We start from the raw sequence: 21,679 nt of genomic DNA, 5'->3' as shown, positions 1-21,679 counted from the left end.
TTTTGAAATTTAACTAAAATTTACAGGGTCTATATCGATATCGGCATGCTCTTGGTTGCAGATATTTGCGATATTTATAAGCGGTAGATGGGAGGAGCTTCTTATTAAAATTTCATAGCGAAATTTATCTCCTAGCCTTTCGATCGCGCATTTCCCATATCCTATCACTTGAAATTCTTGATCGTTTTGAAGTGAATTTATCCTAAGTATCATCTCATCCATGATCTTTTTGGTACTTGCTTCGTTTTTATGTGAGATGATTATTCTTAAAAGTCTAGTAAAAGGCGGATAAAGACTCTCTCTAAAACTAAGCTCATCGGCTAAAAATTTATCATAATCACTAATGTAGTTTTCAAAAAATTCACGCTGTCGACTTTGGACGATAACCCGTCCTATACCGTTCCTGCCGGCACGTCCTGCTACTTGCATACTTAAAGCCAGAGTCTTTTCTCTTGCTCTAAAATCAGGATAATTTAGCAGCTCGTCAATACCCATTATCACGGCTAGATCAACGTTATGATAGTCGTGTCCCTTGCTTAACATTTGTGTTCCCACAAGGATATCGATCTTGCCGTCGTTAAATTCTTTTAATGCTTTTACGAGTTTGTTTTGTGTCGTGATCTCATCGCGGTCAAATTTTGAAATTCTAGCATTTGCAAATTCGTTTTGTAGTTGTTCCAAAAGCTCGCTCGTGCCGATCTTTTTAGCCTCTATCATCTGGCTACCGCACTTTTCGCATCTTTGTGTGACTGGCATTTTGTATTCGCAGTATTGACATTTAAGCACATTTTGTTTTTTGTAAAAGCTCATACCTATGCTGCAAAATGGACATTTTATGCTTTCTCCACACTCTTTGCACTCGAGATATTTGAAATTTGCGCGTGTTGGCAGGCAGATGACAGCTTGTTTTTTGTTTGCCAGACATTTTGCGATCTCGTCTTTTAAAATTTGAGTAAGTCCTGTTTCACTCTCATCGTATATGAAGAATTTTTGTGAATTAAAAAATGTCCCTCGCATACGAAAAACAGGCTGTTTGTGAAAGCTTGTTAGGCTTGGTGTAGCACTTCCTAGGATGACTCTGACGTCAAATTTACTTGATAAAAACAACACTAGATCGCGAGCGTTATAGTGAGGTCGAGAGCCTGTGTTTTTGTAGCTATCGTCATGTTCTTCATCAACAACGATAAGCTTTAAATTTGACATCGGTAAAAACAGAGCCGAGCGAGCGCCTGCAACAAGTAAAACCTTGCCGTTTGCGATGTTTTCTAAAATTTCACCTTTTTTCTTTGCTGAAATTTTAGAGTGCCAGATGGCTACTGCTTCACCGAAAAATCCCTCAAGCCGCTTTTGCATTTGAGGGGTTAGTGAAATTTCAGGCATTAAAAATAATGCTTGTTCACCGTTATCTAAAATTTCTTTAATAGCCGCGATATAAACCTCGCTTTTACCGCTTCCTGTATCACCAAAAAGCAGGCTTGTTTTGTGTGACTTGATAAAATTTAACGCGCTGTTTTGCTTCTCGTTTAGCGTTGGAGTTTTATTAAAATTTTGCGTAAAATTTTGCGTATCTTTGGTAGTGTTTTCCTCACAAAGACCGATGGCTACACCAAAGTTACAAGTATAGTAGTAGCTTATAAATTTAACAAGTTCGGCTTGCATCTTAGTTAAAGAGTAGGGTAAAATTTCTAAAATTTCAAGTGTTTTAAAGTCCGGTTCATCACACTGTGAAACCACATATCCGGTATTTTCTTTTCTGTTTAGATTTACTTTTACGGCTGTAAAATTTTCTATCTTTTTATCTGAATGATATGTTAGAGCGGATAAATTTAAGCCACTAAAAGAAACTTTGTAAAAGTGCATTACTGAGTTAGTTCTTCACAAAGACCTTCGTCATCACAAGTAAATGAGCCGTCAGTTGCATTATAGGTAAAACTTGTGCTTCTTGTGGAAATTCGTATCGTGTATGTATCGCCCACGTTTCTCCAGCCGCTTGATGACTCGTTAGCTGCCGGTTTAATGCCTTGGACAAGAACGCCGTCAAAAAGCAATGAAGCGTTAGAGCCTTCTAGGGAATTTGGATAAACCGCACCTCCTCCGCTCATTAAAGATTCGTTAAATTTTGCTGATATGGCACTTTGTATGGCTACGATCTGGGTTCTTGCCTTTGTTATCATCGCATCATCTCGCGTGAAAAATATCTTTGGCAAAGCCACTCCAGCTAAAATACCGACGACAACTATGATAAATATCAACTCTATCATCGTAAAAGCAGCTCTTTTCATTTATCTTCCTTTAAGATGGCGTTGTCTATTTTTTCGATGATACGCTTTAGGTCGTTTTCCTTGGCGTAGTCAGCGTAGCATTTTTCTATAAATGCGTTTAAAACGTCTTTGGGGTCAAGAAATTTTTGACCGCCTAGAAATTTTTGCCAATCACGCTCAAAAATTTTGGCAAAATCATCATCAAGAGTGATAGTGTAGTCGCGCGAAAGTATTGTAAGCGTGATTTGCTTCATTAGTTATCCGAGTTATTTTCCTAAAACCGCTTCTATCTTTTTAAGCACGTCATCAGTTTCACTATTCTTCTTGTTTAGCTCCTCTTCAAGGCGTGCGATCTGGTTTGTTTTAGCTTCGTTTTGCGCTTTTAAAGTTACGATTTGATTATGTAAATCTTCGTTTGTTTTTGTTACCTCGTCATATTTTTCAAGTAGGTCATTTACTTTGCTTGTTAATGTGGTTAGTACTTTGTTTTCTTCAAACATGATTCACCTCTTTTTTAAAATTTAAGTTTGTATTTTAGCACGCAAAGGCTAAAATATAGCTAACAATGAGAGTATTTTAAGTAGTTTGCGCAGAGTGACAGCGTGATGTTTGATGTCTTTACTTGCTCAACACGAGTATCTCGCTAAATTTTGGCTTCGTATTTGCTTAGCTCAAATTTTAGGAGCGTGAGAGTTTCTCTTGTAAAATATAAAATTTATATAAAAACTTGCCTTGAAATAAGATTGTTTTGGCTAAAATGTAAAATTTATGAATTTGAATTTAATGTAAGTGGAATTTAAGATGAAAAATGAGTTTGAAATTTCAAGTAAATTTAGCCCAACACAGCATCAGCAAGACACTATCGACGGTATCGTTAGTAGCATACGTGGTGGTAACCGTTACAACACGCTTTTGGGTATAACAGGCTCCGGTAAGACCTTTGTTATGGCAAATGTGATAAAAAATTTAAAAATGCCGACTTTAATAATGACACACAATAAATCTCTTGCAGCACAGCTTTATAGCGAATTTAAAGGCTTTTTCCCAAATAACCACGTGGAGTATTTTATAAGTTACTACGACTACTATCAGCCAGAAGCCTACATCCCGCGTCAAGACCTTTTTATAGAAAAGGATAGCTCTGTAAATGAGGAGCTTGAGCGTATGCGTCTTTGCGCGACCGCTAGCTTGTTAAGTTTTGATGACGTTATAGTTATAGCGTCTGTCTCGGCTAATTACGGTTTGGGCGATCCGGGCGAGTATCAAGGCATGGTGCAATATCTAAATGTCGGTGAAAATTTAAGCCAGCGCTCGCTTTTGCGCCGTCTTGTTGATATGGGATATAAACGAAATGATGCTTATTTTGATCGTGGTGACTTTAGAGTAAACGGCGATGTGGTCGATATTTACCCGGCGTACTGGGGTGATGAGGCACTTAGAGTGGAATTTTTTGGCGATGAGATAGAAAGCATGTATCATTTTGACATACTTGAAAACAAACGAACTAAAGATATAAATAAATTTACGCTTTATGCAACAAGTCAGTTTATCGTGCGTGAAGAGCGTTTAAAGTCAGCTATCAAAGATATTGAAACAGAGCTTGATGAGCGACTTAAATTTTTTAAGAAAGAGGGTAAGCTTGTCGAGCATCAGCGCTTAAAGCAAAGGGTGGAATTTGACCTTGAAATGCTTGGCAGCACGGGGATGTGTAAGGGTATAGAAAACTACGCACGTCATCTTACGGGACAAGGCGAGGGTGAAACTCCATATACAATGTTTGATTATTTTAAATTACTAAATGATGGAAATTTCTTAGTGATAGTCGATGAAAGTCATGTTAGTTTACCGCAGTTTCGCGGTATGTATGCAGGAGATAGAAGTCGCAAGGAAACTCTTGTGGAGTATGGGTTTCGTTTGCCTAGCGCGCTTGATAACAGACCGCTTAAATTTGATGAGTTTATAAATAAAAATGCGAATTTTTTATTTGTATCAGCCACACCAAACGAACTTGAGCTTGAACTCTCGCAAGGTCATGTATATGAGCAGGTTTTGCGTCCTACCGGGCTTTTAGACCCGCTTATAGAGCTACGAGATAGTGATAATCAAGTAGAGAGCCTATATGATACGATAAAAGAAGTGGTTGGGCGCGGCGAGCGTGTGTTGATAACTGTTTTAACTAAAAAGATGGCTGAGGAGCTAACTCGCTACTATACCGAACTTGGCGTTAGAGTAAAGTATATGCACTCAGACATCGACGCCATAGAGCGAAATGAGCTGATACGCGGTTTAAGAAGTGGCAGTTATGATGTGCTAGTCGGTATAAATTTGCTTCGTGAGGGACTTGATCTTCCAGAGGTTTCACTTATAGCCATAATGGACGCGGATAAAGAGGGGTTTTTACGCTCACGAACCAGTTTGATACAAACCATGGGGCGAGCCGCTAGAAATGTAAACGGCAAAGTTGTGATGTTTTGCAAAAAGGTAACAAATTCCATGCAAGAGGCGATAGACATCACGACCTCAAGGCGTAAAATGCAAGATGAGTATAACAAGGCTAACAACATCACTCCGCGTTCTGCAACGAGAAATATCGAAGAGAGCTTGCATGTCGAAGATGAGGGTGTGCTTTATCAAAAGGCTAAAAATATGGAAAAAATGCCGGCTGCCGAACGAGCTAAAATCGTAAAAGAGCTTAAAAAGCAGATGTTTGAAGCGGCAAATGCGCTTGAGTTTGAAAAAGCTGCAGCCTTGCGTGACGAGATAGCAAAGCTTAGAGAGCTTTGAAATTTATGGCTAAAATGTAGATATAAATTTAAGATATTAAATTTTTGCAATAACTTGTTTTATGAAAAATTTGTAATTTGATATAAGGCTATTTTTATCATTTTACATACCGTCCTAAAACTTTTAATCTATCATTTTGTTTTTGATAACTTTACATATGTAATTATAAATACATTTAGCAAAAGTGCTTTTGTTTGTTAAAATAATATTTTCTTCGCCAAGTTTTTTAATACACTTATACGCAGAGTCTAAAAGGCTTGTAGTCATGATAAATGCTTTCTTTAGACCTTCTTTTGTTTTGTTGATTTTATATCATAAATTTTGACATTGACGTCAAATTGTTCTTACTTAAATATTACAAAAAGCTATTTTAGGTTTAAATTTCTCAAAAAAGAGCATAATAATTCTTTGTGCTATAATGATCAAAAATAAAAAGGAGTGAGATGAAAAAGTTTATGATTATACTTACATTACTGATAGCTGTTTTTGGTGCTTCGGCGTATTTGTTTTTTAAGCCAAAAAATTTGCAAAATAATGAGGTTGTTTTGGATACCGAACTAACTCCTCTGCCTTGCGATCTAAACAAAGAACACTCGTGTGAGGTTGAGTATAAAGGCAAAAAAGTAAGCTTTGCGCTCTCTCCAAAACCTATCTACACCATGCAGCCTGTTACCGTTAAGATAGAAGGCCTTAGTGATATTAAAAATCCAAGCCTTGAGATAAGCGGCGTAAATATGGATATGGGTGTTATAAAAGCCAAACTTGAGCCGCGCGAAAATGGTTACGTTTCAAATGTTGTCTTAAGCTCTTGTTTGCTTACCGTGATGAGATATAGGTTTGAGATTTATAGCAACGGCAAAAAGATCGGTCTTTTTATCGACTTTGATCTAAGGCAATAAAGTAAACAAAAATAAAATAAATTTAATTTTTAATAGTCAGAGTTGTGTAGAGACTACTCTGACTATTAAACTTATAAATTCAAAGTAAAATAAATTTAGAAACTTAACTTCAAAACATACCTTGCTGCCTTTGTTTTTGCTTGGTTATGGGTATTTTAGAAACAATTTTGAAATTTTTTGCTTATTGATAAAAGCTTTAAAATTGAGCAAAAATTCGTAAAATAGTTATGTAATTATCACTTAGAAATTTAAAATGTTACCATGCTACACAAATATATTTTTTATTAACTAATTATTCAAAATCTTGACACAAATCAACGCTCTTTGCCGTATCTAGTGCTATGATAACACCAAGAGAGGATGAAAAACATGAAAAAAATATTTTACATGATCATATTCTCGAGTTTGTTATTTGCAAATTCAAGTCAGCACTTGGAAATTACAAGCGGTGATATAGGTGGTTGCGCTTACAGCCAAAACGGCGATCTCTTAGCTGTTTTTGATAATCAAAATTTACTTAAGATCATAAATTTAAACACGCAAGATGAAGTCGGTATCATAAAGGGCAAAAGGCTAACTTCAGCTTCGTTTGATAAAGATAGCTTATATGTCGGAACTAACGATGGTGAAATTTTAAAATTTAATCAAAACGGCACACATGACAAGAGTGTGTTTGATGCATCATCTTTTGGACTAGATACTTCTATCTTTTATCTAAAATTTAAAAATAACAAACTTTATGCTTTTGTCGGCAAGAACACATTCATCTCTTATGATGTAGCAACAGATAAATTACACACGATTAAGCTTGATAAAATTTATAGAGTTTCAAGCTGTATTATCTTGGATGATAGGGCGATAGTGACCGGCTGGGATAGGTCGGTTTATGAGATAAATTTGACAAATTTACAAGCTAAAGAGCTATTTAGGACAAAAAGTGTTGTTTTAAGCTCGCAAGAGCTTTTGGGTGATGTGGTTTTTGGTCTTGCAAACGGAGAAATTTTGACATTAAAAGATGGGAGCTACATAAAAATTTCAGACTTTGGTGTAAAAAGTTTAGCTTTGATAGATGATGAAATTTATATGGGGCTAAAAAATGGAGAAATTTATAAGAGTGATTTGAAATTTAAGGATATTAAAATTTATGGTGCAAATCCCGACACGGTGGTTAAAATTTTTGGTCATAACAAGAGTATCGTCGTGGTGATGCTAAACGGTAAGGTTAAATTTAACAATAAATCTTAACAAGAAAGGAGATTTTAGATGAACGGTTTTTTACGCTCTGCTATTGTCGGCGTGGCTGGCGTCGTTCTTGCTACAAGCGGTGCTTTTTCAAGTGATCTTGCAACGATCATGAAAGAGCGTGGCTTAAGCGAGAAAGACGTATTAGCTGCTGCTAAGACATATCAACCAAGCGGCAAGAGAGATGATTACATCGTTTTTTCATCAGGCGGACAAAGTGGTCAAGTTTTGGTTTACGGCGTCCCTTCCATGAGAATTTATAAGTATATCGGAGTTTTTACGCCCGAACCTTGGCAAGGATACGGCTATGACGAGGAGTCAAAAGCGATCTTAAAAAGCGGTGCCATCAGAGGCAAAGAGATAACATGGGGTGATACTCACCACCCGGCGCTTACGGAGAAAAATGGTGAGTATGTTGGAGACTATCTCTTTATCAACGATAAGGCCAATCCTAGAATCGGTGTTATAAATTTACATGACTTTGAAACAAGTCAGATCGTTGTAAACCCGGTTATAAAAAGCGAACACGGCGGAAGCTTTGTTACTCCAAATACCGAGTATGTCATCGAAGCCGCTCAGTATGCAGCCCCGTTTGATAACAACTATCACCCGATAGAGGAGTATGAGGCGGTGTATCGCGGTGCTGTAACTCTTTGGAAATTTGACTATCAAAAGGGTAAGATAGACGAGAAAGCTTCATTTACTCTTGAACTTCCTCCTTACTGGCAAGACTTAAGCGATGCAGGCAAAGGCGAGAGCTTTGGATGGGCTTTTACAAACTCTATAAATTCAGAGATGTATACAGGTGGTATAGAAAAGGGACTTCCTCCATTTGAGGCGGGAGCAAGTAGGAACGACACTGATTACATGCACGTTTATAACTGGCAAATTTTAGAAAAACTTGCACAGGATAAGAAAAACTACATGGAGATCAACGGTCATAGAGTCGTTACTATAGAAGCTGCAGTAAAAGCCGGAGCGTTGTTTTTGATCCCTGAGCCAAAAAGTCCGCACGGTATCGACGTGAGCCCTGATGGCAGATACATCATCATCGGTGGTAAGCTAGACACTCATGCTAGTGTTTTTGACTTTAGAAAGATCAAGGCGTTAATCGATAAGAAAGAATTTATAGGCACCGATCCATATGGTATACCTGTGCTTGACATGAAAAAAACGCTTCACGGACAAGTCGAGCTTGGTCTTGGACCTTTACACACCTCATTTGATGAGAAGGATGGAATTTTATATACATCATTGTATGTTGATAGTCAGATCGTAAAATGGGATTATAAAAATTTAAAGGTTCTTGACAGGATAAATGTCCACTATAACATCGGACACCTTGATACTATGGAAGGTAAGTCTGCTAAGCCAAAAGGCAAATATGCTATCGCTTTAGACAAACTTTCTCTTGATAGATTTAACCCGGTCGGTCCTTTACATCCGCAAAACCACCAGCTTATAGATATAACAGGTGCTAAAATGGAGCTTTTATACGATCTTCCTATACCGCTTGGCGAGCCACATGACGTGGTATCGATCGCAGCTAACAAGCTAAATCCTGCCGCGACTTACAATATGGGAACAAACTCTCGAACAGGCAAGGCTCACCCAGCTGCTACTTTAGCCGGTCAAGAGAGAATCGAACGTAACGGCAACAACGTGACTGTTTATGCGACAATGGTAAGAAGCCATATCAACCCTGAGCATATCGAGGTAAATAAAGGTGATAACGTAACTATCCACCTTACAAACCTAGAGCGTGCGCAGGATGAAACACATGGTTTTACTGTAGATCTTTACAACGTTCACGCATCGCTTGAACCTGGCAAAACCGCAACTGTAAATTTTGTTGCTGATGAAGAGGGTGTTTTTCCTTACTACTGTACTGAATTTTGCTCTGCGCTTCACCTTGAGATGATGGGTTATTTGTATGTTAAGGATCCAAATAAAAAATACGAATCAGCCAAGGTTAGCAAGCTAAAAACCTTAAGCCCCGAGGCTTTAAAAGCTGAATACGAAAAGGTCATAGCTACAAACAAAGCAACTGATGATGTTATACAAGGCGTTGTGGCGTATTTAAAAGAAAAAGGATACGAGAAGTATCCTAAAGTAAAAGAGCTTGTTGTTGATGCCCTAGATCAATACGGTAGGATCCCTGAAACTAAGGCTAAGGCTGATGAAGCTTACAAAAAAGGCGATGTAAACGGCGCGATCCTTTGGGAGTATCAAGTATGGCAATACATGGTAAAAACCGCCGATGTTGGTTTAAGAGCTAAAAACAATCTGGCAAAAGAGATAGCAACTCCTATGAGTGCGGCTGCCGCAAAAGGAGAAGAGGCTTACTTAAAAGGTGGTTGTAACGGTTGTCACGTCATAGGTCAAGTAAGCTCCGGTCCAGACTTAACCGGTGTTTTACTAAGACATGAAAACGGCGAGAAATGGGTGTTTGACTTTATTAAAGACCCTGCTAAATTCTATAATGATGAGTATATCAAGTCAATGATTGATTACTTTAACCTTAGAATGCCAAACCAAAACATGAGCGATCAAGAGACAAAAGATATCATAGAGTATCTAAAATGGATCGATGAAAACGCCGGCATGTAGTGCAAATTCGGGAGAGAAAAGCTCTCCCGAACTGTTTAAATTTCTAAAAATTTAAAATGAATTGTTAGAAATTTAAACACAAGGAGAAAAGATGAAAAAGTATCAAATTTATACGATCATCGCGCTAGTTTTAATGACTGTTTGTTTTACCGTGCCGGTTCTTGGATTTTTTGGGGCAAATGCAAAGATAGCTGCAGGTGAAAGCCTACCTGGATACTCTTATAAAATTTACGACATTTATACTTCGTTTCAGCATAAAAATCACCTACTAAAAGAAGACGTGGCTTCAAGTCTTGAAAAGATGTTGGAAAGTAGGGCTGAGATAGGAACGCCGTCTTTTCCTGTATGGTATGTTTCTCTTGAAGCTCCTAACTATCCAAAAGAGGTCTTTCCTAACGGAATTCCTGTTTATTTTCATGTTGATGGATATAGCGGAGAGGTTCATGAGATGAACACTATAAATCACTACATCGGCATGTATCCTATGGAGCACGGCGGTAATGTAGAACGTGCCATATCTCCATACTATCTACTTATCTCTACGATATGTATGCTTGCGTTTTTGTATTATGACGGTAAATTCAACTCACTGCTTATGGTGCTTCCAACTATAGCGCCCGTGCTTTTTATGGGAGCGTTTGCGGGCTGGCTTTACTGGTATGGACACAACATGCAAGAGTGGGGAGCGTTTAAGATAAAACCATTTATGCCGACAGTTCTTGGTGATGGTAAAGTAGCGCAATTTACAACACATTCATACCCTAGTATCGGTTTTTGGATTATGATAGCAATGAGTGTTCTTTGTATCTTGGCTGTATTTTCAAAGAAAAAAGAACTTAAAAAATGAAATTTTTGCTTTTAGCTTTTATGATCGCCACCTTTGGTCTTTCAAATCCGCTACAAGAGGCTATAAATTTAGCCAAAGACGGTGATACTCTTTGGCTAAATGACGGAATTTATAGCGGTAATGTTGTCGTTGATAAGGCGATAACCATCATCGGCAAAGGACAAAATGCCGTTATAAAGGGAGATAAAACTTCAAGCGTTATAAAAGTTACTAGCAAAAACGTTAAGCTTATAAATTTAAATATCGAAGGCAGCGGCATCAGTCAGATGACGCTTGATGCTGGGATAAGTTGCCTAAACGGCAATAACTTACTTGTAGAAAAAAATCGCATAAAAGATGTGCTTTTTGGTGTTGAATTATCTCAGTGCAATGGCTCTATTATAAGAGATAACAACATAACTTCAAAAGATGGGTTTGATATACCGCAAAGAGGCGATGCTATTAGAGCGTGGTATTCGCATGAGAATTTGATCGAAAAAAACTATGTTTATAATAGCCGTGATATCGTGGCGTGGTTTTCTAGTAGTAACACGATAAGAGGTAACCATGGTTATGGTAACAGATATGCGATACATACGATGTATTCGTCTAATAACCTAATAGAAGAGAATAAATTTAGCTACGGTGCCGTTGGGATGTATTTTATGTTTTCCACCAAATCGCTTGTTAAAAATAACACCATTATCGGCTCAAGCGGTGCTTTTGGGGTTGGCATAGCCTTAAAGGATGTTTCTGACTTTGATATAAAAGATAACATCTTGCTTTATAATGCAAGAGGATTTTATCTTGATAGGTCTCCGTTAAATCCAGGGGCGTTGAACAGCTTTGAGAACAACCAAATTTTACATAACATAGTCGGCGTTCAACTCCATGCTACACAAGAAAGAAGTATCTTTTTAAACAATGACTTTATCGGCAATATGGACACGGCGATAAACGACACCCCGGGCTCTAAGATCGACCAGATATACTGGGAGGGTAACTACTTTGACGAGTATGAGGGGTATGACTTGGATCGTAACGGCATAGGAGATGTATCCTATGTAAATTTTGTTTATGCCGATAGGCTGTGGCAATACTATCCGACTTTGAGATTTTTTTACGGCTCAAGTATTATAAGTGGATTAAATTTCCTGGCTAAATTAGCTCCGTTTTCAGAGCCTATAAAATTACTTGAAGATAAAAGTCCAAAAATGAAACCAAACAAAGAAAAGACAAGCGTATGAATAGAAGAAATTTTATAGCATTTACCGTAGTTGCTGCAGGAGTTGGGTATGGAGCGGGAAAGTTGCTTCCAAAGACAAATTCTCATGAACTGTATCTAAGACCGCCCGGTGCCGTTAAAAATTTCGAAGCTTTGTGTATAAAATGCGGGCAGTGCGTTCAAGTATGCCCTTATCACAGCATAAATTTGCTTGATATAACACAAGGATACTCAAACGGCACTTCATATATATCGCCAAATGATAGAGGCTGTTATCTATGTGATCTTTTTCCGTGTGTATTAGCCTGTCCAAGCGGCGCGTTAGATCATCATACGACTCGTATTAGCGATGTTTTAATGGGGATTGCGGTTTTGGGTGACGTAAATTCCTGCCTTGCTTATAAAAATGAAAACATCAACCAAAACGGCGTCTTAAAAATGCTTGAAAGAAAAACGTATAACGAACGTGAAGAGGCATTAAAAGAGACGATAAAACAAAGAGTTGATAACGAATGTGATCTATGTGTTAGACTTTGTCCTGTTGGAGATGAGGCTATAGCGATGAGACGGACAAAAGATGGTGCAAATTTACCCGATATAAAAGAAAAATGCGTAGGTTGCGGTGTTTGTGCGGAGGTTTGTCCGGCGCAGATTATTGGCATAATACCAAATAAAAAATATAATGAAATTTACAAGGAGGGCTAATGAGATATAAATTTTTATGCTGTTTGGCGGCGTTTACGCTACTTTGCGGTTGTGATAGCGGCAAAGGGAGTGAAGGTAAAATGACTCAAACCAAGCAGTCCGCACAAGCAGAGTTAGCCACAAACCAAGCTCCTGCGATAGAGATACAAAAAGCAAGTAACCATAACACAAAACAAAAGGATAATTCAGACTTTTTTACCTACGATATACATGGTCAAAAGCGCGTTTCTTTCGGGCTTGATGACAGTAACGTAAGTCGATCTGTCGGCGCTTTGGCTATGGTTCGCTCTCCACTTGAGGTTATAAATTTAAAGCTTATAAAGGGTCAGCTTAGCAAGGAATTTATCTTAAAATGCTCCGCTTGTCACGATGACTATGCAAACGGCATCATAGGCCCTTCGCTTTTAACTAAAAGTAGCGATGAGATATTTAATATGATAAGCGCTTACAAAAACAAAGAAAAAGCAAATGTTTTGATGAAAGACCTTATAAAAAACATGAGCGATACAGAGATAAGATCGCTTGCGGATGAGATAAGTAACTTTAACGAACAGTTTAGAAAAGGAAAATAACATGGGTAAGAAAATAGCAATAATCATCGGTGTTTTGATAATAGCTCTTATGGTTTTTATGATGAGTTCTAATACTCCTGCTTCAAAACAGAGTGAAGTTAAGCTTGAACCAAAAGAGACGATCGCGCCAAAAGTTGAGGTAAAAACGGATATAAATTTACAAGATGACGAAGAGCTTAAAAAGATAAAAGAGCTTAAAAACATGGTTGCTAATCAACCAACCACAGGCACGAGCAAAAGATACCTTACAACATGTGCTCCATGTCACGGTGCTAACGGTAAAGGCGTCATGGCTCCTGATATAAGTGGTAAAAGTAAGGATGAAATTTTATCAAGGCTAAAAGAGTATAAAGAAGACAAAATTCAAAACTCTCTCATGAAGGGACTTTTGACAAATGTCAGCGATACGGATCTGGGGCTCTTAGCTGATGAAATTTCAAATTTTAAAAGCGGTAATGAAAAATGAACAAATACACCACCCGTTGCACGGTAGCAAAAACGGGGTTTTTTGATACTTTAGTAATAGAAAACGAGCAGGGTAAAAAACGCTTAAGTATCCGTTCATGGCGGATATTTAGCATAGTTTTAGTCCATCTTTTGTTTATCCTTTCATACTATGCGGATATTCAAATTTTAGAAGGAAGTATCAGCGGTTCAAGAATGCTTGGCTTTCATCTTACGGATGCGTTTATGAGCTTTGAGGTCTTTGCCGCGACACATGAATTTGCTATAAATTTAATTATCGGTACATGTACGATTTTGTTTTTTTACGCTCTTGTCGGGGGCAGGGCGTTTTGTAGCTGGATATGTCCGTATTCGCTTTTAAGCGAGATAGGCGAGAAGATACATGAAAATTTAGCCGCTAAAAAGATCATATCAAGGCGAAATTTTGACCCTAGATGGAGATACGTCTTTGCTGTTTTGTTTTTGACTATGAGTTTTGCAAGCTCTCAACTTGTGTTTGAAATTTTTAGCGTCGTTGGGATATTTTCAAGGTTTATCATATATGGGTATTTTCATGCGATATGGTTTGTAGTGTTTGTTCTTTTTGTGGAAATTTTCTTTTCAAAAAGGGCTTGGTGCAGGTATTTTTGCCCTATCGGCGCAACCTACTCACTTCTAACTCGCACAAATGCCATCAAGGTAAGCTGGAACAAAGAGCTTTGTGATCACTGTCTTGTTTGTATAGACACTTGTTTAGTGCCACACGTGCTTGAGATAACTAAGAAAAACGCCAAGCTTAGCGGCGATGAAGATAAAAAAGAATTTAGGCTAGTTGGTGGCGACTGCACGCTTTGTGGACGCTGTATCGACGTATGTCATCACGATGCGCTTAAATTTGACAACGGTTTTAAAAGATTAATCTAAAAGGATAAAAGTGATAATTTTAAAAGGCATTACAAAGACTTTTAGCTCGCAAAATATTTTAAAAAATATTAATTTGCATATTAAAAAATCACAAAAAGTCGTAATATACGGACAAAATGGGGCGGGCAAAAGCTCGCTTATGCGTATAATCTTGGGCGAATTTAGACCAAATAACGGCGAGGTAAAAGTATGTAGCGCAGATCCATTTTTATCAAGAAAAGATGCTTTAAAAAACATATCATTTGTGCCACAAACTCCGCCGCCTTTGAAATTTAGTCTAAAAGAGCTTTGTGAGTTTGTTTGCAAAACTTCTGATGTTAAATTTGATCGCATTAAGTTTTTTTGCGATAAATTAGAGCTTGATTTAAATGGAAATTTAAACAAGCCTTTTTATAAGCTTTCAGGCGGCATGAAGCAAAAAATGCTTGTTGCCATAGCTTTTTCAAAAGATAGTGATGTGCTTATATTTGATGAGCCAACGGCAAACCTTGATCCAAAGGCAAGAGGAAATTTTATAGGGCTTTTGGATGAGTTTGCTAAAAGTAAAACACTTGTTTGTATCTCGCACAGAGTCGATGAGGTAAAGCAAATTTGCGATAGATACATAGAGATGGATCTTGGCGAAATTATCAAAGACGAAACCACAGGAGATCACGAATGAGTAATATTTTCTTAATAGCCAAACTTGACATTACAGAGTCGTTTCGCTCAAGGTGGTTCTTGCTTTATATGCTTGTGTTTACGGGACTTGTGATAACGTTTATATTTAGCGGAGTTACTGACTCTCGTGTGCTTGGATTTTCGGGACTTACTAGGCTTTTGCTACTGTTTATTCAAATTTGCGTTATTATCGTGCCTATTTTTATACTAGTCTCTACCGTGCGAAGTATAAATGCCGATAGGGACACAAATTTACTAGAATACATCCTAAGTTTTCCTATTAGTCTGGCGGAGTATTACTTTGGTAAGGCGCTTGGTAGGATATTTGTTATATTTACGCCTTTGGTTTTTGCACTTTTGCTAACTCTTGTTACTGGAGTTGCTAAAGATATAGAGATACCGTGGCAAATTTTAGGCTTTTATACGGCTTTGCTTTTTTCACTTAGTATAGTCTTTTTGTCGTTTGGATTTTTTATCTCGGCTTTGATTAAAAATCAAGAGATGGGGCAGGGTGTAGCATTTTTGCTTTGGTTGGTTCTGCTTGCTTTTATGGATTTGGCATTGATAGGGTTCTTGATGAAAAGTAGTGTTAGAGAGGATATTATATTTTTTATAGCACTCATTAATCCCATCGAGGTTTTTAGGGTTGCTGCTATTAGTTTGTTTGATCCAAATTTAGCCGTTATCGGCGTGGCTTCAAATTTTATACTCACAAATTTTAGCACAATGGGTTTTGTTTTGTATTCGATTTTTTATCCTATAGTTTTGGGTGTTATCTTGCTTACGGCAGGCTATTTTATATTTAGTAGTAAAGATCTAGTTTAAGATAAATTTTGTCTGTTTACATAATTTATGTAATATAACGCATTAAAAATAAAGGAGAAAATATGAAAATAAATAAAATTTTATTTATAGTTGCCCTATTTTTTGGGCTAAATTTCATGGCTTTTGCATAAGATAGCTTCCAACACATCAGAAACGCTACGGCTAAGATTAGCTATGCGGGCAAAGTCTTTTTGCTAGATCCATACCTTGCGCCAAAAGGCAAATATCCAGGCTTTGAAGGCACTTTAAACTCACATCTAAGAAATCCTCTAATAGAGCTTCCGATGGATGTAAAAGAGGTGTATAAAGGTGTGGATGCTATCATTATCACCCATACTCATCCTGACCACTTTGACGAAGTAGCAGCACAAATTTTACCAAAAGAGCTACCTGTGTTTGTCCAGCACAATGCCGACGCAAAGCTTCTTGTTTCACAAGGTTTTAAGAATATAAAAGTTATATATGACAGTGTGGAATTTGATGGTGTAAAACTAAGCAAAACAGGCGGTGCGCACGGCACTGTGGATATGTATGCTAACCCAAATCTTTCAGCACTCCTAGGTGATGCGATGGGCGTAGTCTTTGAGACTAAAGGACATGAGACGCTTTATGTTATGGGCGATACTTTGTGGACGGCTGATGTAAATAAGGCGCTTAATAAATTTAACCCAAGCGTAGTTGTGATGAATACTGGCGACGCTAGAATTTTAGGCTTTGAAAATAGCGGTATCATAATGGGAAAAGCCGATGTAGAACACGCCGCAAAGGTGCTTGTAAACACTAAAATCATAGCCGTTCATATGGACGCGGTTAATCACGCAAGTGTAAGCCGCGAAGATTTGCGTAAATTTGTAAAAGAAAAAGGTATAGATAGTAAGATTATCATCCCAAATGACGGCGATGTTGTTAAATTTTAACTACTTGCAAAAATTAGTGGCGAGCCAATTCTCGCCATTTTACTTAAAACAACCCTTTTAAAAGCCCTTTTATAGCATCTTTTGTCGTGCTAGAGTTCGTTTCGTTACTATCCTTGCCAAGTTTTTTATCTAAAAACCTATCTATCTCTTTTGTGATTTTGCCTTTAAGGTATTCTGAACTCACGCTGTATTTTGGATCTTGAGTGGTGCCTGTTATGGCGATTTTAGCGTCTGTTTTTTCGTATTTGAAATCAACCGGGATATTCATAGCTTGCGACGTGGTATCAAAAGTGCCGTTTGTAACGTTTATATCGCTTCTTTGTGCACTCATCTGGGCTTTAAAGTTTATAAGATTTTTATTTATCGTGCCTTTTAGATAGCCGTTTTTGTAAATTTCACTTGTTATGTCGCGTCCACTAAATGTCTTTATGGTATTTGTAAAGCCGTTTGATACGAGTCTGCCTTCGTTTATGTCGATATTAAAGTCGCCTTTTTGTGAAGCTAGGTTGTAGTTTAGCCTGCCATCTCCTATACCGTCATAAATATGTTGCATGTTTAATGTGTCGGTTAAGTCCTTAAAGGTGAAATTTTGCAAGATGGCATTAAGATCGTTGTTGTTAAGTTTTGCAGTTATTGTGCCACCAAAGACATTTGAGTTAAGGTTGGCTATTAAATTTTCACCACTTTTTACAATATCCCCGGTTGCGTTAAGTGCGCCTTTTAACTCTCGTCCTGTAGCAAATTTTAACCTTGATAGTTCCGGGATAAAGGCGTTAAATTTAGCATTTAGGTTGCCGCTATTTATGTCAAATTTCCCGCTTGTATCTTTTAAATTTAAAAGCGTCGAGCTGACATCCGTAGTAAAGTCTGCTACGTTTTTTGCGAGTTTAATGTTTGATGTGGCTTCAAATTTTACTCCGCTTGGGAAGCTTTTTTCTAGTAGTTTGCTAAGCTCTTTTTCGTAAGCTTCACCGTTAGTAAATGACAAGAGTATGTCGCCATTTAGGTTTTTTGGATCTATAGAACTTAAATTTGCACTTAAATTTAGTTTGGCATTTGCAAGCGGTGCTTGAGCAAGTAATAAAAATGCATCTTTTAGTGAGCCGTTTTTAAGTGTGGCATTTAGGTTTTGGTCTTTGAATTTGGCATTTATCTCTCCGCCGATCACACTTCCATAAATTCCAAGCTCGCTTAAAACTTTATCTACTACTTTGATATCGCCGTTTAAATTTACGGCTCCGCTTAGTTTTTGTTGGGTGATACTTTCAAATTTTGCCAGATCATCCGCAAGAAGTGAAAATTTGCTACTTAAGCTCTGTTTTTGTATATCAAATTCACCACTAACGTCTTTTAGTTTTATCAGCTCACTAAGTAAATTTGCTTTAAATTTAGCTATTGATTTGGCTATGATTACATCGGTGTTTAGGCTAAAGCCAACATCTTTTGCTAGGTTTAAATTTGCTACTTTTTTAAGTTCGTTTTTATTTATTTTGCCATCACTTGTAAGAGCGATATTGCCTTTGATATTTTTAGCGTCGTTTAAATTTTCAATAGTGGCAGTTGCGTTTATGTTTGCAGTTGCGTATGGGGGTTGTGCGGCTAGTTTTAACGCTTCTTCAAGCTTAACGGAGTGAATTTTAGCTAGCAACTTGCCGTCTTTTAAATTTGCATCTATCTTGCCACCAAGCCCGTCGATAACAGCATTTAAATTTTGAAGTTTATAGTCGCTAAAAGTAAGATCGCCGTTAGCTTTTAGAGCACCGTTTAATTTTTGGTTGATGATAGGCTCAAGTTTGGCTAGATCACTGATCTCGATCATAAAGTCTGTATTTAACGACTTATTGTCTATGTTATACACTGTTTTTGTCGTATTTGCAGTAGCGATAGGCGTGATAAGAGTGCTTTTTACATTTGCGATCCAGTTTGCTATTTGCGCATTTGCAGCGCCTTTAAATGTGAAATTTTTAGGCAAGCTTACGTTAAAGTCACGTGATATCAAAGCATTGTTTGCTACCGCGTCATATATTAAAATTTCAGCCATCCCGTTTGGCATGTCGTTTTGTTCGGTTATATTTGATGTGATATCGATACGTCCGCTTGTATATATCGGCTGCTTGACAAGGGCTAAAATCTCATCTATTTTTAGCTGTTTTGCGTTTAGTTGTAAGCTTAAAGGATTATACTCTTTAATGTTTGCTAAGAAATTTATACTTGATCCAAGGGCTTCTCCTGCTCCGTTTGCATCAAAGTTGTTAAATTTGCCCTTTATTTTGCCACTTAACGCGATCGGTTGCGTGAGTTTTAAATTTGCGCTTTTTAGGTCGCTTGCATTTATTTCGTAAGTAAGATCCATATTTTGGGAAAATACCGAAAAATCACCATTTATACTTGCTGATATTTCATTATTAACTTTAGCGTTTATATCCACTTTGCTAATGCCAAGCTCAAATTTATCAAAACTAAGTTCTATGCCTGCTTTTTGTTTTGCCAAATTTTGCGCATAAGAAGCGATCATAGAGTTGCCAAAACTGCTAAAGATAAAACCAAATACACAAAATACAGTGAGAATTAAAATTCCTGCGATGTAGGCTAAAATTTTCATATTTATCCTTTAAGATTTATTTTATTATATCATATATATTGAGCTTACTAGACTAAAGTTTATTGAAAAAGCTCGTATCAATAATTGACTTTTAACGAAAAAAATGCTAATATTTCATCACTCAAAAATAAAGAGTGCTAAAATTTGAAATTTAACCAAAAGGATGAACGATGAATTTTCAACCATTAGGCAAACGTATTCTAGTTGAGCGTGTGGAAGAAACAAAAACCACCGCTTCAGGTATTATTATACCCGATAACGCAAAAGAGAAACCTTTAAGCGGTAAAACATTAGCGGTAAGTAGCGAAGTAGAGTGTGTAAAGACAGGAGATACAGTTGTATTTGGCAAATATGCAGGCACTGAAATCACGCTTGACGCCAAGCAGTATCTAGTCTTAAATCTTGATGATGTTTTAGGCGTAATAAAATAAGAAATAAATTAAAAAGGAAATAAAATGGCAAAAGAAATTTTTTACTCAGATGACGCAAGAAACCGCTTGTATGAAGGCGTTAGAAAACTAAACGATGCTGTTAAGGTAACAATGGGACCACGCGGACGTAACGTGCTTATCCAAAAGAGTTTTGGTGCACCTGCTATCACAAAAGATGGCGTGAGTGTTGCTAAGGAAGTTGATCTAAAAGATACTATAGAAAACATGGGTGCAAGCTTAGTTCGCGAAGTTGCTAGTAAGACAAACGACCAAGCTGGTGACGGCACTACGACTGCGACAGTTTTAGCTCATGCGATATTTAAAGAGGGTCTTAGAAACGTAACTGCAGGTGCAAATCCAATCGAAGTAAAACGCGGTATGGACAAAGAGGTAGCTGCTCTTGTTGAGGAGCTAAAAAATATCTCTAAAAAAGTTTCAGGCTCAAAAGAGATCGCACAAATCGCAACAATCTCTGCAAATTCAGATGACAGCATCGGCAAGTTGATAGCTGACGCTATGGAAAAAGTTGGAAAAGACGGTGTTATCACTGTTGAAGAGGCAAAGTCTATCGAAGACGAGCTAAATGTAGTTGAAGGTATGCAGTTTGACCGTGGATATTTAAGCCCGTATTTCATCACAAATACTGAAAAAATGCAAGTTGAACTAAGTAATCCATACATCTTGTTATTTGACAAAAAAATCGCAAATTTAAAAGATCTTTTACCTGTGCTTGAGGCCATACAAAAAACAGGAAAACCTCTTTTGATAATCGCTGAAGATATCGAAGGTGAAGCACTTGCGACACTTGTAGTAAACAAACTTCGCGGCGTACTAAATATCTCTGCCGTAAAAGCTCCTGGTTTTGGCGATAGAAGAAAAGCTATGCTTGAAGATATTGCTATCTTAACAGGTGGTGAAGTTATCAGTGAAGAGCTAGGCAGAACTCTTGAAGGTGCTACTTTAAATGATCTTGGACAAGCTTCAAGCGTAGTTATCGACAAAGATAATACAACTATCGTAAATGGTGCTGGAGAAAAAGCCGCAATAGACGCTAGAATCAACCAAATCAAAGCTCAAATCGCAGAAACTACAAGCGACTATGATCGTGAAAAACTTCAAGAACGTCTAGCTAAGTTAAGCGGAGGCGTAGCTGTTATAAAAGTAGGAGCTGCTACTGAAACCGAGATGAAAGAGAAAAAAGACCGCGTTGATGACGCTTTAAGCGCAACTCGCGCAGCCGTAGAAGAGGGCATAGTTGTAGGCGGTGGCTCTGCACTTATCCTTGCTTCAAAACGCGTAAAACTTGACCTTGCAGGCGATGAAAAAATAGGTGCTGAGATAGTTCGTCGCGCACTTCGCGCTCCACTTCGCCAAATCGCTGAAAACGCTGGTTTTGACGCGGGTGTAGTTGCAAATGCAGTTGAAACTAGTACGGATGATAATTTTGGCTTTAACGCTGCAAGCGGCGAGTATGTAAATATGTTTGAAGCAGGTATTATAGATCCTGTGAAAGTTGAGCGTGTAGCTCTTCAAAACGCTGTTTCAGTAGCTAGCTTACTTCTAACCACAGAAGCTACGATTAGTGAGATAAAAGAAGATAAACCACTTCCTGCGATGCCTGATATGGGCGGAATGGGTGGTATGGGCGGAATGATGTAAGCCCATCAAATTTAGCCCGTTTTTAGCGGGCTAAATTTATTTTTACAACATACAAAAATACTTCAAAATACACAAAAATACGACTTTAATTTA

The 21,679-nt window shown here is 37.6% G+C and carries 20 protein-coding genes; 15 read left to right on the top strand and 5 right to left on the bottom strand.

Annotation, left to right across the window (positions count from 1 at the left end; genetic code table 11):
- Positions 1 to 9: 9 nt before the first annotated feature.
- Genes CCAL5182_RS06725 through CCAL5182_RS06710 form a run of 4 tightly spaced genes read right to left on the bottom strand, consistent with a single transcriptional unit; the run spans position 10 to position 2,761 of the window.
- Entirely contained in the window at positions 10 to 1,860 is a 1,851-nt protein-coding gene (locus CCAL5182_RS06725; RefSeq protein WP_169937420.1) for a primosomal protein N', read from the bottom strand.
- A complete protein-coding gene (locus CCAL5182_RS06720; RefSeq protein ID WP_169971491.1) occupies positions 1,860 to 2,282 on the bottom strand; it encodes a type II secretion system protein in 423 nt (140 codons plus the stop codon). Before CCAL5182_RS06720 ends, CCAL5182_RS06725 begins: the two co-directional genes overlap by 1 nt.
- Positions 2,279 to 2,515 (bottom strand): hypothetical protein, encoded by a 237-nt coding sequence (locus tag CCAL5182_RS06715; RefSeq protein ID WP_169937424.1) that lies wholly within the window; start codon positions 2,513 to 2,515, stop codon positions 2,279 to 2,281. Before CCAL5182_RS06715 ends, CCAL5182_RS06720 begins: the two co-directional genes overlap by 4 nt.
- Before the next feature lie 12 nt (positions 2,516 to 2,527).
- Positions 2,528 to 2,761, bottom strand: coding sequence for a hypothetical protein (locus CCAL5182_RS06710; RefSeq protein WP_169937426.1), 234 nt, complete (start codon positions 2,759 to 2,761; stop codon positions 2,528 to 2,530).
- Between the two features lie 301 nt (positions 2,762 to 3,062).
- Here CCAL5182_RS06710 and uvrB point away from each other — a divergent pair, with 301 nt between their 5' ends.
- From uvrB to CCAL5182_RS06645, 13 genes are all read left to right on the top strand, one after another.
- On the top strand, positions 3,063 to 5,045 hold the full coding sequence (uvrB, locus tag CCAL5182_RS06705) for an excinuclease ABC subunit UvrB (RefSeq protein WP_336610580.1): 1,983 nt from the start codon (positions 3,063 to 3,065) through the stop codon (positions 5,043 to 5,045).
- Between the two features lie 443 nt (positions 5,046 to 5,488).
- Entirely contained in the window at positions 5,489 to 5,944 is a 456-nt protein-coding gene (locus CCAL5182_RS06700; protein ID WP_169935464.1) for a hypothetical protein, read from the top strand.
- A 369-nt stretch (positions 5,945 to 6,313) separates the two neighbouring features.
- A complete protein-coding gene (locus CCAL5182_RS06695) occupies positions 6,314 to 7,189 on the top strand; it encodes a hypothetical protein (protein ID WP_169935466.1) in 876 nt (291 codons plus the stop codon).
- Between the two features lie 18 nt (positions 7,190 to 7,207).
- Complete coding sequence (gene nosZ, locus CCAL5182_RS06690) at positions 7,208 to 9,796, top strand: Sec-dependent nitrous-oxide reductase (RefSeq protein WP_336610579.1); 2,589 nt, start codon at positions 7,208 to 7,210, stop codon at positions 9,794 to 9,796.
- Positions 9,797 to 9,887: 91 nt separating this feature from the next.
- Positions 9,888 to 10,643 (top strand): cytochrome C, encoded by a 756-nt coding sequence (locus tag CCAL5182_RS06685; RefSeq protein ID WP_169971495.1) that lies wholly within the window; start codon positions 9,888 to 9,890, stop codon positions 10,641 to 10,643.
- Complete coding sequence (nosD, locus tag CCAL5182_RS06680) at positions 10,640 to 11,869, top strand: nitrous oxide reductase family maturation protein NosD (protein ID WP_169935472.1); 1,230 nt, start codon at positions 10,640 to 10,642, stop codon at positions 11,867 to 11,869. The genes CCAL5182_RS06685 and nosD overlap by 4 nt, the downstream gene beginning before the upstream one ends.
- A complete protein-coding gene (locus tag CCAL5182_RS06675) occupies positions 11,866 to 12,552 on the top strand; it encodes a 4Fe-4S dicluster domain-containing protein (protein WP_336610578.1) in 687 nt (228 codons plus the stop codon). The genes nosD and CCAL5182_RS06675 overlap by 4 nt, the downstream gene beginning before the upstream one ends.
- Positions 12,552 to 13,124, top strand: a complete 573-nt coding sequence (locus CCAL5182_RS06670; protein WP_336610577.1) for a c-type cytochrome — start codon at positions 12,552 to 12,554, stop codon at positions 13,122 to 13,124. Before CCAL5182_RS06675 ends, CCAL5182_RS06670 begins: the two co-directional genes overlap by 1 nt.
- A 1-nt stretch (position 13,125) precedes the next feature.
- Complete coding sequence (locus CCAL5182_RS06665) at positions 13,126 to 13,590, top strand: c-type cytochrome (RefSeq protein ID WP_170000214.1); 465 nt, start codon at positions 13,126 to 13,128, stop codon at positions 13,588 to 13,590.
- Positions 13,587 to 14,492, top strand: a complete 906-nt coding sequence (locus tag CCAL5182_RS06660; protein WP_336610576.1) for a NapH/MauN family ferredoxin-type protein — start codon at positions 13,587 to 13,589, stop codon at positions 14,490 to 14,492. The genes CCAL5182_RS06665 and CCAL5182_RS06660 overlap by 4 nt, the downstream gene beginning before the upstream one ends.
- Positions 14,493 to 14,502: 10 nt before the next feature.
- Positions 14,503 to 15,153, top strand: coding sequence for an ATP-binding cassette domain-containing protein (locus tag CCAL5182_RS06655; protein ID WP_169935481.1), 651 nt, complete (start codon positions 14,503 to 14,505; stop codon positions 15,151 to 15,153).
- The gene (locus tag CCAL5182_RS06650) at positions 15,150 to 15,977 is read left to right on the top strand and encodes an ABC transporter permease (RefSeq protein WP_169935483.1); all 828 of its coding nucleotides are present in this window, start codon (positions 15,150 to 15,152) and stop codon (positions 15,975 to 15,977) included. The genes CCAL5182_RS06655 and CCAL5182_RS06650 overlap by 4 nt, the downstream gene beginning before the upstream one ends.
- Positions 15,978 to 16,168: 191 nt before the next feature.
- Positions 16,169 to 16,894: an MBL fold metallo-hydrolase gene (locus CCAL5182_RS06645; protein WP_442862142.1), complete on the top strand. Its 726-nt coding sequence runs from the start codon at positions 16,169 to 16,171 to the stop codon at positions 16,892 to 16,894.
- Between the two features lie 43 nt (positions 16,895 to 16,937).
- Here CCAL5182_RS06645 and CCAL5182_RS06640 read toward each other — a convergent pair whose 3' ends face one another.
- The gene (locus CCAL5182_RS06640) at positions 16,938 to 19,496 is read right to left on the bottom strand and encodes a hypothetical protein (protein ID WP_336610575.1); all 2,559 of its coding nucleotides are present in this window, start codon (positions 19,494 to 19,496) and stop codon (positions 16,938 to 16,940) included.
- A gap of 170 nt (positions 19,497 to 19,666) precedes the next feature.
- Here CCAL5182_RS06640 and groES point away from each other — a divergent pair, with 170 nt between their 5' ends.
- Together groES and groL are read left to right on the top strand one after the other, a co-directional pair.
- Positions 19,667 to 19,927, top strand: a complete 261-nt coding sequence (gene groES / locus CCAL5182_RS06635; RefSeq protein ID WP_169935488.1) for a co-chaperone GroES — start codon at positions 19,667 to 19,669, stop codon at positions 19,925 to 19,927.
- A gap of 24 nt (positions 19,928 to 19,951) precedes the next feature.
- Positions 19,952 to 21,586 carry a chaperonin GroEL gene (gene groL, locus CCAL5182_RS06630; protein WP_336610574.1) on the top strand — a complete coding sequence of 545 codons (1,635 nt, stop codon included), beginning with the start codon at positions 19,952 to 19,954 and terminating at the stop codon, positions 21,584 to 21,586.
- Positions 21,587 to 21,679 lie beyond the last annotated feature (93 nt).

The sequence above is a fragment of the Campylobacter sp. 7477a genome (genome assembly GCF_014892335.1).
Classification (GTDB): domain Bacteria; phylum Campylobacterota; class Campylobacteria; order Campylobacterales; family Campylobacteraceae; genus Campylobacter_A; species Campylobacter_A californiensis.
The sequence above is the reverse complement of the archived record's forward strand: the minus strand, read 5'-3'. Positions and strand labels throughout refer to the sequence as shown.